Here is a 12,455-nt window from a genome sequence, read left to right on the forward strand (position 1 = left end):
CGCTTTCATAAAAAGAAAATCCATTGATGATGTGTTTGATGTCGCGGATATCCGTTTGAGGATATTGCTTTAGGCATCTTTTATATCAGTGGCTTGATGCGTATTTTTGGCCGATTCATCTTTCGGCACAAACGAGATAAAGTTGCACTATCTGAAAGAAATTCTTTACCGATATGAAAGCACCCGTTCACCTCAATGCCTTGCGGGCATTTGAAGCCAGTGCCCGCCACCAGAGTTTTTCTGCAGCTGCACAGGAATTGCATGTCACGCCTGCGGCGGTCGGCCAGCTGGTGCGGACGCTGGAAGACTGGCTGGGGGGGCCGCTGTTTCATCGCAGCAGCAGCGGGCGGTCGCGCCTAGTACCGACCGAAGCCGCACAGGATGCCCTGCCCCACCTCCGTTCGGGATTCGATCAGCTGAATCTGGGGCTGGCGCGTTTGCAGGCAGGCTCAGCCAGTGGCACGCTGACCATTACGGTGAGCCCGGCTTTTGCGGCCAAATGGTTGCTGCCGCGACTCGACCGTTTCCAGATGCAATGGCCGGAACTGGATGTGCGGCTGGATACCAGTCTGAATGTGGTGGACTTTCGAGCGCGCCAGATTGATGTGGGCGTGCGCTATGGATCTGGGCAGTGGCCGGGTTTGCAGGCCGACAGGCTGATGGATGAGGAAGTGTTTCCGGTGTGCTCACCTGCTTTGCTGATGGCGCATCCGGAAGGCTGGCGCCCAGCTGATTTGACGGGCATGACCCTGATCCACGACCTGTCGATGGATGCGCATGCGGGGTTTCCGAGCTGGCAGGCGTGGTTGCACAAGGCAGGCGTATCCGAGGCACCTACCGGTCGCTCCATGAAAATCAACAATGCTGCCGCCGTACTTCAGGCTGCAATTGATGGCCACGGGATTGCGCTGGCGCGCAGTGTGATGGCTCGTGATGATCTGGCAGCGGGCAGGCTTGTACGCCTGTTCCCGGACATTTTGTTCGAGTCGCCACTGGCCTACTACGTGGTGTATCGCCCGGAATGTGCAGCACTGCCGAAGCTGGTTGCGTTCAGGGAGTGGGTGATGGGGGAGGTGAATATCAGGCTGGTTGAATCAATTCCCAGCTAAGTTGGTACCGCGCCAGATACTTGCGCAACCGGTCGGCATCGTTGCTGCTGGCTTTCTGGGTGCGCGAGACGTTGAAGAGCCGCCGGCCTGCATCTGACAGGCTGGCGCTCTGGCGGCAGACCTTGATGACATGTTCCAGCTGCACGCGGTCGAATTGATCCAGCTCGCGTGCGGCGTTGCCCAGTACGTCATCCACCAGCGAGAGGGCGCTATCCTGCCAGTGGTGGCGTAGCCGGTCGATTTCTTCCGAGACATTGGTTTCGTTGATGCGGCCGGCATCTGCGAGTGTGGCCATGCGCGTGAGCGAGGCGGAGAGCTCGCGGAAATTGCCGCGCCAGTCGGCATCACCCGATATGGCAAAGCGCAGATAAGCCTCGCGGGCTTCCTTGTTGAAGCGGACCTGGTCGCCTTGTTCGCGGGCGTGGCGGGTCAGCTCGAAGTCCAGATTCGGTTCGATGTCTTCGCGGCGCTCGGCGAGGCCGGGCAGATCAAATGTCCACAGATTGATACGCGCGTAGAGGTCTTCGCGGAATTTGCCCTCGGCCACCCAGCGCTTGAGATCACGCACCGTACCGGCAATCAGCTGGAAATCGCTGCTCACTTCGCGGTCGCCGCCGAAGGGGAAAAAGCGCTTCTCTTCGATGGCTTTCAGCAGCATCGCCTGCTCATCCAGCCCCAGTTCGCCAATTTCATCGAGAAACAGTAGCCCCCCATCGGCGCTGCGCAACAGCCCTGCCCGCTCGGTTTGCGCACCGGTAAACGCACCTTTGACGTGTCCGAATAGCGTGGACATGGCGCTGTCGCCGCGCAGGGTGGCGCAATTGACCTCGACAAAGCGGCCCGCCAGCTGATGCCGGGCTTTTTTCAGCTCGAAAATCCGCCGCGCCAGAAATGATTTGCCCGCACCCGTGGGTCCGCACAGCAGCATCGGCGCAGTGGAGCGGATCGACACGCGCTCGATCTGTTCGATCATGCGATTAAAGCGGGCGTTTCGAGTGGCGATGCCAGATTTTAGAAACGACAGCGTCTCGGCGTGGTCGCGCGCAAAGCGGGTGGCGATTTTGTCGTAGCGGGAAAGATCCAGATCAATGATGGTGACGCTGCCCACCGTTTCGCCCAGATCCTTCTTGCGCGGTGGCGAGGTCTGGATGATGCGGGCGGGCAGATAACGGGCTTCGGCCAGCAAAAACCAGCAAATCTGCGCCACGTGGGTGCCGGTGGTGATGTGGATCAGGTAATCGGCCTGCTCCGTATCGAAGGCGTAGCCACGCGCAAAATCATGCAAGAGACCATACACCTCCTCGAAATCCCAGGGATCGCGCAGCTCGATTTCTATGCTGACGACCTCGGTTTCCGGCGAAATCGCCTGAATATCTGCCTTTAAGCGATCAAACAGCCCCTTTGTGCGGCGATCGTGCAGTAATTCGATGCGATCGACGATGAAATCGGCTTGCTGGCACAGGCTGACAGTGGGCCGCCATTTTTCCCAGCGATCCTGACCTTTGCCGACGTAATCGAGCACCGTACCGATAAAACCGAACACCACCTGCTTGCGCTTCATATTTATCTCAATAGATAAAAGACGATATGAATGGATTGTAATTCAGATCAGCATGGATAGTGGATACAGTCGTGTTCATTAAACATTGGTCAATCAAATCATATGGATAGGTGAATTTTTGCTTGGGTAAGCTGGCGCTGGCACGGAAATCGCACTGTGTATGGCAGGCCGATACACGGTGTATCGGCAGAATCAAGAAGGGAAAGACGATGCAAACCGCTATTTCCAAGACCATTCGCGCCAGTGCTGCCACCTGTGTGGCGACGTGTCGGTGTGGGGCCACGCATGAGCACCACGCTCGACTGGGTGTGTGGACACTTGCGGTTTGCCGGGGCCTCGTATATTCCTCTGCCTTGCCATGCATGAGCTGCGTGGCATTGCGCTGGCGGATGCGGGCGGTCTGAGGTTTTTTCCTGATCGAGTCGAACGGATCGACCAAACAAGCAAAACAAGAAAGTACAGAACATGAGTCATTACGAATCCATCCAGCTGCCCGGACGTGCCGAGATCAAGATGTGGACCGAAGGCGTGCCGGTGGAAGAAGAAGCCCGCCACCAGCTGATGCAGACTGCAAAAATGCCGTTTATTTTCAAGCATCTGGCAGTGATGCCGGATGTGCATCTGGGAAAAGGATCGACCATCGGGAGCGTGATCCCGACCCTTGGCGCGATCATTCCGGCGGCTGTGGGGGTGGATATTGGCTGCGGGATGATGGCGGCCCGTACCACGCTGACCGCATCCGATCTGCCGGATAATCTAGCCAGGCTGCGTTCGGCCATTGAAGCCGCCGTGCCGCACGGCCGTACGCCGGGTAAGCGCGATAAGGGATCGTGGGACGAACCGCCCAAAACGGTGGATACCATGTGGGGTGAGCTGGCTGAGGGCTTCAAGCGCATCACCGACAAGCACGCCAAGCTGAAAAACACCAATAACTACAAGCATCTGGGGACACTGGGAACCGGGAATCACTTTATCGAAGTGTGTCTGGATGAGGAAAACCGTGTGTGGTTCATGCTGCATTCCGGTTCGCGCGGGGTGGGTAATGCGATCGGGAATCACTTCATCGAACTGGCACAGGCCGATATGCGTCAGCACATTGCCAATCTGCCGCACCGCGATCTGGCCTACTTTCAGGAAGGCAGCCAGCATTTTGACGATTACGTGGAAGCCGTGGGCTGGGCGCAGGATTATGCGCGCCGTAATCGTGCGGTGATGATGCAGAACGTGATTGCTGCTGCGCGCAAGGTGATCGCCAAGCCGTTTACGGCTGATGTGGAAGCGGTGAACTGCCACCACAACTATGTGCAGAAAGAAACCCACTTTGGCCGCGACGTGCTGATCACCCGCAAGGGCGCGGTGTCGGCGCAGAAGGGCCAGCTGGGGATCATTCCGGGGTCGATGGGAGCCAAGAGCTATATCGTGCGCGGATTGGGGAATGAAGAGGCGTTCTGCTCGTGCAGCCACGGCGCCGGTCGCAAGATGAGCCGTACCAAGGCCAAAAATCTGTTTACCGTGGCCGACCAGATCGAAGCCACCAAGCACGTCGAATGCCGCAAGGATGCCGATGTGATCGACGAAATTCCGATGGCCTACAAGGACATCGACACCGTGATGCAAGCCCAGTCCGATCTCGTGGAAGTGGTGCATACCTTGCGTCAGGTGGTGTGTGTGAAGGGGTAGCATGAAAAAACAAGAACAAAACTGGATTGAACTCGATGGTGCCAATGGAGAGGGCGGCGGGCAGATTCTGCGTTCGGCGCTGAGTTTGTCGATGATTACGGGGATACCGTTTAGGATCAGCCGCATCCGCGCAGGCCGCGACAAGCCGGGTTTGCTGCGCCAGCATCTGACTGCAGTGCTGGCGGCGGCGAGTGTGTGCGATGCCAGGGTCAGCGGGGCGGAGCTGGGGTCGCAGACCTTGAGCTTTGAACCCGGCCCGATTCGCGGTGGCGACTATCGCTTTGCTATTGGCACGGCGGGTAGCGCCACGCTGGTGCTGCAGACGGTTTTACCCGCGCTGTGGCATGCCGATGCACCTGCAACGGTCAGAGTGACTGGCGGTACGCACAACCGCGCCGCGCCTCCTGCAGATTTTCTGATTCGCGCCTGGCAGCCGCTGATGCAGCGCATGGGGGTGTCACTGGAGATTGTGCTGAATCGCTATGGATTTTATCCGGCGGGTGGCGGCGAAGTGGTCGCGCATACCGCGCCCTGCTCTGCCCTGCAGCCATTGCATGTGCTGGAAAAAGGCGAGCGGCTGGGATTGATGGCTGAGGCGGTGGTGGCTTCGGTGCCGGGCAATGTGGCGCGGCGCGAGCTGGATCGGGTGAAGGCGCAGATTGCCATGATTGATGATCACGTGCGCCAGCGCCCCAATTCGGAAGGCCCCGGCAATGTGCTGATGCTGACCGCGACACACGCGAATGTCACCGAGGTGTTTTGCGGTTTTGGCGAGCGCGGATTGTCGGCCGAAAAGGTGGCGGATCATACCGCGCACGCACTGCGCCAGTACCTTGAAAGCCCGGCTGCGGTGGGCGAATTTCTGGCCGACCAGCTGCTTTTACCGCTGGCGCTGGCAGGCGGCGGCAGTTTCACCACCAACGTGGCGTCCAGCCATTTGCGTACGCAGGCACAGATCGTTGAGCTGTTTCTGCCGGTGGAGATTGAGATTCGGGCGGAGTCGGAACAGTGCTGGCGGGTGGAGGTGAGGGGATGATGAGTTCAAGTGACCAGGTTTTGCGAAAATGGGATGATCAGGATATTGGGTCGCTGAAGTGGCATGACGTTTATATCCGGGGCATGGCATTTTTTGGCGAGACGTGCGAACTGCGTCTCGACATTGATTACATCTTGGAGTGGATTGCGCCTGCGCCCGGAGAAACATATTTCTCGTTTCGATTAGCACCAGCCACGGTTGTTTTTGCCGATGTCACTGATATGAAAATGTCCACTGATTCATTCGGTGCATGGATTCAGATTGATACGTTGACAAGAAACAAATTAAACGAGACGCCTCGTGAGGGAGGGGAACGATTTGCATATTGCTTCGAATGTCAGCAAGGGGATATCTCGCTTGAATCGGCTGGTTTCAGCATGTACTTGAGGAAAATTGGCGTTGTGAGTAAGGAGATGTATCTTGCTGATGTAGTAAGAGGTGGGATTTGTTTTGAGATTCATGAATAATTAATTTTTATTGAACCTATGCGCCTATCAAACCTCGCTGGCTCACTCTCCCTCGCGCTGTCTGTTCTGATGCTCGAATACTTTGTACCTGCTCAAAAGGTGACACCTGTTGTGTGGTGGATCATGGTATATCCCTTGTTGCTGGCCGGTGCGATTTTCTGCTGGAGACACGAGCGTGCGCCTGCATCTGTTTGGGGATGGTGTGGATGTGTATTCCTAAACTTGTTTGCTAGCGCAATATGTTTTGCAATTGCCGGGGGATTTTCGCGAGACGGAGCTGTATTAGATCAGCATCCGCAATTGTTTCTGTGTTCTTTGTTTTTGGTTCTGGGCGCACTTATTGCAATGTCAGGCCTTGTTCGGCATTTGGTATCTGGTGCCTTCACAGCGCATCCTTTGCGTTGATTTGCATCTCTCCAAAACCCCACACTCCATCACCCGCACCTTGGCAGATCGCGCCTGACAGGCGGATACTCATGATGTCATGAGGGGTATTCCCCGCCCCTCGCCGTCAGGAGCCTGAACATGAGTCACCCCTACTCAAGCGGTCTCGATCAAAATCCCGCCAATCATGTACCGATGAGCCCGATCGATTTTCTGGTGCGCGCGGCTGAAGTCTATCCACAGAAGCCCGCCATTGTGCATGGCGATCTGCGCCAGAACTGGGGCGATACCTATACGCGCTGCTGCAGGCTGGCGTCTGCCTTGCGTCGGCGCGGCGTGCAGAAGTTCGATACTGTGGCAGTGATGCTGCCCAATATTCCGGCGATGGTGGAGGCACATTTTGGTGTGCCGATGAGTGGTGCGGTGCTCAATACCCTGAATACCCGTCTGAATGCCGAGGCGATTGCCTTTATGCTCGATCATGGCGAGGCAAAGGTGGTGCTGGTAGATCGCGAATTTTCCGGGGTGATTGCGGATGCGCTGACACTGACCAAGGTGAAGCCGCTGGTGATTGATGTGGATGATCCGCTGTATACCGGCAAGGGCGAGGCCATTGGCGGCGTGGATTATGAAATGCTGCTGGCTGAAGGCGATGCGGCCGAGCCGTGGGTGACGGTGGAAGACGAATGGGATTCGATTTGTCTGAACTACACCTCCGGCACCACGGGCGATCCCAAGGGTGTGGTGTATCACCATCGCGGGGCCTATCTCAACGCCATCAGCCAGATTCTCGAATGGGATATGCCCAAGCATCCGGTGTATCTGTGGACGCTGCCAATGTTTCACTGCAATGGCTGGTGTTTCCCGTGGTCGGTGGCGGCGCGGGCGGGCGTGAATGTGTGCCTGCGCCGGGTGGATGCCAAGCAGATTTTTGATCTGATCCGCAGCGAGCGCGTGAGCCACTACTGCGGTGCGCCCATTGTCCACAATATGCTGATCAATGCGCCGGATGAATGGAAAGCCGGTATCCAGCATCGCGTCTATGCACAGGTTGCGGGGGCAGCGCCGCCTGCCGCCATGATCGAAGGCATGGAGACCATGGGTTTCGAGCTGACGCATGTGTACGGGCTGACCGAGGTCTACGGACCGGCGGCTGTGTGTGCCCGGCAGGATGAATGGGGGGATGTGGATATCGGCGAACGGGCGCGACTCAATGCCCGGCAAGGGGTGCGTTATCACTTGCAGGCGGGCTGCACGGTACTTGATCCGGATACGCTTGAGCCCGTGCCGCACGATGGCGAAACCATGGGCGAGATCATGTTTCGCGGCAATATCTGCATGAAGGGTTATCTGAAAAATCCCACGGCCACCGAGAAGACCTTTGCCGGTGGCTGGTTCCATTCCGGCGATCTGGCGGTGGTGGATGCCGATGGGTACGCCAGAATCAAAGATCGCAGCAAGGACATCATTATCTCGGGCGGGGAGAACATTTCCTCGATCGAAGTCGAAGATGTGCTCTACCGCCATCCTGCGGTGATGGTGGCCGCCGTGGTGGCCAAGCCGGACGAAAAGTGGGGCGAAACGCCCTGTGCGTTTATCGAAACCAAACAGGGCGCGGTGGTGAGCGCCGAGGACATCATCGCCCACTGCAAAACGCATCTGGCCGGATTCAAGGTGCCGCGCATGGTGGTGTTTTGCGAGCTGCCCAAAACCTCGACCGGCAAAATCCAGAAATTCGAACTGCGCACGCGGGCGAAGCAGTTTGAGTAATTAGCCCACCTTCGGATATGTAAACAGCAGAAAATGCGCCGTGTTCACCGCAAAATGGCAGAGTACGGCGTGTTCGATGCTGCCGCGTACATAGCAGCGTCCATACATCACCCCGGCCAGCGTGGCGACTAGCGCGTAGGCGAGTCCGCCACCCAGATGTGCCGCACCAAACAGCATCGCCCCGATCACAATCGCCACCCATTCGCCCCACGATTTGCGCTGCCAGAGGCGTGCCAGCCCGCCCTGAATCCAGCCCCGGAAAAAGGCTTCTTCCGCTACACAGGTAAACAGTAGATTCACTGCCAGAAACACAGGCGTGATCGAAGGCCACGCAGGATCAGGATGAATCACCCCCATCGCCCAGGCCAGCCCCAGCGCCATTATCGGTGTGGCGATCAGGTAGGTCAGTTGCGTCCGCCAGTTGTTCAGTATGGCGGCGAGCGAGTCCGCGCGGCGGCTGCCCCACGCCAGCAGGATTAATCCGGCGGCGCCTTTGTCGTAATTGGCGTAGAGGGTGAAGGACGCGGCATCGGGGCGCAGTTTCACCTGATCCAGCAGACGCAGATTGTGGAAGCCCGGTACTAGATGCAGCGCCAGCATCAGGCAGATGATCACCACCAGTGCTTTCAGTATGCGGGTCTGCGTTACCGGATGCTGCCCGGAAAACCCGTTTGCAGCGAGCATCGGCAGCAGGGCCAGCAGGCTGACGGTGGGATCGATCACCCCGAAAACGGTTCCTGTTACCGTGGAGAGCAGAAAACACATGATCCACAGCGGGACTGTCGGGATGCGCGGCAGTCTCCGCGGCTCAAGGTAGATGGCGAAGATGGCGAGGGTGAGGAGGAGGTAGGGGGTCAGGGTCATGTCACAGAGCGATTGGGATGGGTCAAAGCGGTCAAATTTCTCTACCAAAACTTCCACCATGGTTTACAGCGTGAATTTGGTGCTACTTGGACTTCTTGTTGCTGAAGGACGGACGAATAGTCTGTTCGATCAATAGTTGCGATTGCGATGATGGTATTTGGAGGGACATCTGATAAAAATCGAAACCCCAGCCGCTTTTGAAGTTCGATAGCTTCCTCGATATAAAACTGCTGAATTTGAAGACCAATTTCCTCGGGAAGCTGAACACCTTCAAGTGATATTTCACCATCACAATTATCAATTTGACGGATTAATTTGCCTTGCCGATAAAAGGCGAAGCTTGTAGTACCGCCAGAAGTTTCAAGGATAAAAGTAATGCAAGTACCGAATAAGTCACTTAGCTTGATCAAGGCATCGGAATCTGAAGAAAGGACATATGAATGATCCAATAGAACAGACCATTTTCCATCTTGGAGGAATCCGTATACTTCTGCACCTGTATTTTCTGGTGTCCAATCTTTAGAGGGTACAAATCGTTCATTGGATGCTTTCCAAGCAAAATATGCTTCCAGTGAAGGAAGTATTGCAGTGTTAATGCGTTCAAGAGCTGGCCAAATCTCACTAAAGACCTGTTCAAATTCCTCTGCAGTTGCTGTAACTGCAACAAATCCATAATGCATACCCATGTTCGTGCCCCAAGAGTATTTTACGTAACGAATGAGACGGCATGATAGTAGAAACCCCTCAGCCGCTGTCAGCGGCCTTGTTACATTCAACAGGAAGGAGACAGGCATGCAGCGGATGATTCGGATGGGTCTGGCAGTCTGCGGGCTGGCGCTGGCAGTCGGCGCGACAGCTGCGACGATTTCCCCGCAGACACTGAAGCAGGCGGACGGCGAGCGGCAGTATCTGCTGGTGACGCCAGAGCATGCGCCTGCTGGCAAGCGGCCGCTGGTGATTTTGCTGCATGGGCATGGCGGGAGTGCGAAGCAGTTGCTGGGGCAGGCAAAAACGCATGCGCCCCTATCCGTCTGGCTGAACATTGCCGATCGAGAAGGGCTGGTACTGATGGCGCCGGATGGCGAGGTCGGGCCGGATGGTAAACAGGGCTGGCGGGATTGCCGGGTGGATGCCACTGGTAATCCGGCGACCAATGATATCGGTCTGATCAATGCGCTGATTGATTCGGGGATGGCAACCCAGCAGGTTGATCCGCAGCGGGTGTATGTCATGGGGATGTCCAATGGCGCCATCATGTCGATTCGGGTGGCGACTGAACTGGGCAAGCGGATTGCGGCGATTGCGGCGGTGAGTGGTTCGCAGGCGGTGGATTCTGGCTGCGGTGCGGCGAGTCAGCCGGTTTCGGCCTTGTTTATCAATGGCACGGCTGACCCGATTGTGCCCTATGCCGGTGGTCCGATTCATCTGGGCAACCGGCATCGCGGCAGTGTGTTGCCGATTGAATCGGTGGCGGCGGACTGGCGCAAGGTGGATGGTCTGGGCGAGGAAGTCGATACCCGCACCCTGCCCCATCTTGATGAACAGGACCCGACACGTGCCATCGTCAGCCGCTGGGGCAGCGATCCATCCGGCTTGCAGGTGACGCTGGTGAAGATCGAGGGCGGTGGCCATGTGGAGCCTAGCATCAGCCAGCGGGTACATCGGCTCTATGCCGCCATTGTGGGTAAACAGAATGGCGATCTCGAAAGTGCCGAATTCGCCTGGTCGTTTTTTAAAGATAAGCGCGTTTATTCAGGTAAATCAGCACGTTAAAGGTAATTCACACCTCATTTTCATCGTTCAGGAAACATTCAAGGTCTGAAAAAAGTGTTACCGCTGTAATGAATTGCAACAGGTGTCATCGGCTGGTGAAACCGTGGCGTTAATGCTCACAAGGGCAGCGAAATCGCACACCCGGTTAAACAAACCTCAAAGGAGCACCACCATGAACAAGCTGATCACCACCCTGATTGCAACCGTTATCGGTACCCTGGCATTCGCCGCCGAACCTGCTGCTACCCCGGCTCAAGCCGATCCGGCAGCACAACCGGCCGCCAAGGCAGAAGCGCCAGCAGCAGCCACACCGGCCAAGCAGGCGAAGAAAGCACACAAGCATGCCAAGAAGGCAGCAGCCAAAACGGAGGCAAAGGCAGAGGCCAAACCCGCTGCCAAGACTGATGCCCCGGCTGCACCAGCTACCAAGTAAGCCTAGATAAATGTAACGAATTGTGAAAATGTAAGGAGAAACACCATGAACAAGCTGATGACGACTCTGATCTTGACTGCCTTCGGTTCCCTGGCATTCGCAACGACTCCGGCTGTAACGGATAACAAGGCGCCCGCTGCCAAGCCTGCAGAAGTGAAGCAAGCAGCTAAGACAGAGGCGAAAACGGACGCCAAGCTGGCTTCACCTGCACCTGCTGCGACGACCTCCAAGCCCGTGCAGACAGAGGTGAAGCCAGCGGCGAAACCGGTGAGCAAGACCGAATCCAGTGTGACACCGGTTAAGGCAGACAAGCAGGTTGCGGTAGTCAAGCCGAAGGCAGCGAAGCAAACCTCGGGCAAGACGGAAACCAAGCCGGCAACCAAGACGGAAGCCAAGGTAACTGCCAGCACCCAGTCTCAGCCTGCGCCGGTACAGGTCGCTCAGAAGACCGAGACCAAGGCAGTGGCAGCGAAATGAGGTGCGGGTATCCGCTCGAACCAGAACCCGGCAGTTTGCCGGGTTTTTTATTGCCTGATGAAATAGATGAGGTGATGAGACGCGCTAGCCAAAGTATGCGCTTGGCGTGCACCCGAGATGGCGCTTGAACATGGTGGTGAAGGCACTCGGGCTGTCGTAGCCCAGCGCCAGCGCCACATCGACGACTTTTTCGCCCTGCCCCAGTAATTCCACCGCTTTGAGGATACGTGCCTGCTGTCGCCATGCGCCAAAAGTCATGCCGGTTTCCCTGTGGAACCAGCGCTGGATGGTGCGTTCATCCATGCCGAACTGGTCGGCCCAGAATGAGAGTGCGTGAGGCTCATCCAGCTGGGCCAGCAGGTCTTTGCACAGCCTTGCAAGACGCGGATCGGCGGGATGCGGCAGATGCAGCTGCAGGGCGGGCATTTGGGTCAGCTCATCCAGTAGCAGCAGCATCACCCTGCCCTCGCGTGAATCGAGCGTGTAGCGATCATAAATCTGCATTGCGGCGAGAATCAGCTCGCGCAGTAGCGGCGTGATTTCAATCGCACGCAACATCATCGGTAAATCAGGATGCGACTGCGGATGGATATACAGAGTACGAATCTGCACCGGCCCCATATAGCGCACCCAGTGCGGTGTGCCGGCGGGTAGATACACGCCGCGCGTGGGTGGCACGATCCACTGGCCGGCATCAGTACACACCACCATCACGCCCTGCACGGCATAGAGAAATTGTCCCCAGTCGTGCTGGTGGCGCGGCGTTTCATCTTCACCGGAATAATCCACTGCCTTGCTGGTGACCGGCATGAGGGCGTCGGGTGGCAGGGTCTCGTGATGCTGGAAGCGCGCCATGATGCAATCCTGAGCAGATATGTCTGTTTTGAGAAGGGTGTTGGCA

12 protein-coding genes are annotated in these 12,455 nt (G+C 56.9%); 8 read left to right on the plus strand and 4 right to left on the minus strand.

What is annotated here, in order from left to right; translation table 11 throughout:
• Positions 1 to 173 precede the first annotated feature (173 nt).
• A complete protein-coding gene (gcvA, locus tag KSF73_07720) occupies positions 174 to 1,109 on the plus strand; it encodes a transcriptional regulator GcvA (GenBank protein MBV1775603.1) in 936 nt (311 codons plus the stop codon).
• Here the strand turns inward: gcvA and rtcR are convergent.
• Entirely contained in the window at positions 1,081 to 2,670 is a 1,590-nt protein-coding gene (rtcR, locus tag KSF73_07725) for an RNA repair transcriptional activator RtcR (GenBank protein ID MBV1775604.1), read from the minus strand. The genes gcvA and rtcR overlap by 29 nt on opposite strands.
• Before the next feature lie 465 nt (positions 2,671 to 3,135).
• On the opposite strand from rtcR, the gene KSF73_07730 reads away from it, so the two are divergent.
• From KSF73_07730 to KSF73_07745, 4 genes are all read left to right on the plus strand, one after another.
• Complete coding sequence (locus KSF73_07730) at positions 3,136 to 4,350, plus strand: RtcB family protein (protein MBV1775605.1); 1,215 nt, start codon at positions 3,136 to 3,138, stop codon at positions 4,348 to 4,350.
• A 1-nt stretch (position 4,351) separates the two neighbouring features.
• A complete protein-coding gene (gene rtcA / locus KSF73_07735; GenBank protein ID MBV1775606.1) occupies positions 4,352 to 5,386 on the plus strand; it encodes an RNA 3'-terminal phosphate cyclase in 1,035 nt (344 codons plus the stop codon).
• Positions 5,386 to 5,853 (plus strand): hypothetical protein, encoded by a 468-nt coding sequence (locus KSF73_07740; protein ID MBV1775607.1) that lies wholly within the window; start codon positions 5,386 to 5,388, stop codon positions 5,851 to 5,853. Before rtcA ends, KSF73_07740 begins: the two co-directional genes overlap by 1 nt.
• A 525-nt stretch (positions 5,854 to 6,378) precedes the next feature.
• Positions 6,379 to 8,007, plus strand: coding sequence for an acyl-CoA synthetase (locus KSF73_07745; GenBank protein MBV1775608.1), 1,629 nt, complete (start codon positions 6,379 to 6,381; stop codon positions 8,005 to 8,007).
• On the opposite strand, the gene KSF73_07750 is transcribed toward KSF73_07745, so the two are convergent.
• Both KSF73_07750 and KSF73_07755 read right to left on the minus strand, forming a co-directional pair.
• Complete coding sequence (locus KSF73_07750; protein MBV1775609.1) at positions 8,008 to 8,931, minus strand: CPBP family intramembrane metalloprotease; 924 nt, start codon at positions 8,929 to 8,931, stop codon at positions 8,008 to 8,010.
• Complete coding sequence (locus KSF73_07755) at positions 8,913 to 9,557, minus strand: hypothetical protein (protein MBV1775610.1); 645 nt, start codon at positions 9,555 to 9,557, stop codon at positions 8,913 to 8,915. The genes KSF73_07750 and KSF73_07755 overlap by 19 nt, the downstream gene beginning before the upstream one ends.
• Positions 9,558 to 9,663: 106 nt before the next feature.
• Here KSF73_07755 and KSF73_07760 point away from each other — a divergent pair, with 106 nt between their 5' ends.
• From KSF73_07760 to KSF73_07770, 3 genes are all read left to right on the plus strand, one after another.
• Positions 9,664 to 10,644, plus strand: a complete 981-nt coding sequence (locus KSF73_07760; GenBank protein MBV1775611.1) for a hypothetical protein — start codon at positions 9,664 to 9,666, stop codon at positions 10,642 to 10,644.
• Between the two features lie 172 nt (positions 10,645 to 10,816).
• Positions 10,817 to 11,077: a hypothetical protein gene (locus KSF73_07765; protein ID MBV1775612.1), complete on the plus strand. Its 261-nt coding sequence runs from the start codon at positions 10,817 to 10,819 to the stop codon at positions 11,075 to 11,077.
• A gap of 45 nt (positions 11,078 to 11,122) precedes the next feature.
• Positions 11,123 to 11,554 (plus strand): hypothetical protein, encoded by a 432-nt coding sequence (locus tag KSF73_07770; protein MBV1775613.1) that lies wholly within the window; start codon positions 11,123 to 11,125, stop codon positions 11,552 to 11,554.
• 84 nt (positions 11,555 to 11,638) lie between these two features.
• On the opposite strand, the gene KSF73_07775 is transcribed toward KSF73_07770, so the two are convergent.
• The gene (locus KSF73_07775; GenBank protein ID MBV1775614.1) at positions 11,639 to 12,409 is read right to left on the minus strand and encodes a helix-turn-helix transcriptional regulator; all 771 of its coding nucleotides are present in this window, start codon (positions 12,407 to 12,409) and stop codon (positions 11,639 to 11,641) included.
• Between the last annotated feature and the right edge of the window lie 46 nt (positions 12,410 to 12,455).

The organism is Burkholderiaceae bacterium DAT-1, assembly GCA_019084025.1.
Lineage (GTDB): Bacteria > Pseudomonadota > Gammaproteobacteria > Burkholderiales > Chitinimonadaceae > DAT-1.

Bases quoted from the DNA above. Each gene is read 5' to 3' on its own strand.
- gcvA (MBV1775603.1), top strand. From the start codon at position 174: ATGAAAGCACCCGTTCACCTCAATGCCTTGCGGGCATTTGAAGCCAGT.
- rtcR (MBV1775604.1), bottom strand. From the start codon at position 2,670: ATGAAGCGCAAGCAGGTGGTGTTCGGTTTTATCGGTACGGTGCTCGAT.
- KSF73_07730 (MBV1775605.1), top strand. From the start codon at position 3,136: ATGAGTCATTACGAATCCATCCAGCTGCCCGGACGTGCCGAGATCAAG.
- rtcA (MBV1775606.1), top strand. From the start codon at position 4,352: ATGAAAAAACAAGAACAAAACTGGATTGAACTCGATGGTGCCAATGGA.
- KSF73_07740 (MBV1775607.1), top strand. From the start codon at position 5,386: ATGAGTTCAAGTGACCAGGTTTTGCGAAAATGGGATGATCAGGATATT.
- KSF73_07745 (MBV1775608.1), top strand. From the start codon at position 6,379: ATGAGTCACCCCTACTCAAGCGGTCTCGATCAAAATCCCGCCAATCAT.
- KSF73_07750 (MBV1775609.1), bottom strand. From the start codon at position 8,931: ATGGTGGAAGTTTTGGTAGAGAAATTTGACCGCTTTGACCCATCCCAA.
- KSF73_07755 (MBV1775610.1), bottom strand. From the start codon at position 9,557: ATGGGTATGCATTATGGATTTGTTGCAGTTACAGCAACTGCAGAGGAA.
- KSF73_07760 (MBV1775611.1), top strand. From the start codon at position 9,664: ATGCAGCGGATGATTCGGATGGGTCTGGCAGTCTGCGGGCTGGCGCTG.
- KSF73_07765 (MBV1775612.1), top strand. From the start codon at position 10,817: ATGAACAAGCTGATCACCACCCTGATTGCAACCGTTATCGGTACCCTG.
- KSF73_07770 (MBV1775613.1), top strand. From the start codon at position 11,123: ATGAACAAGCTGATGACGACTCTGATCTTGACTGCCTTCGGTTCCCTG.
- KSF73_07775 (MBV1775614.1), bottom strand. From the start codon at position 12,409: ATGGCGCGCTTCCAGCATCACGAGACCCTGCCACCCGACGCCCTCATG.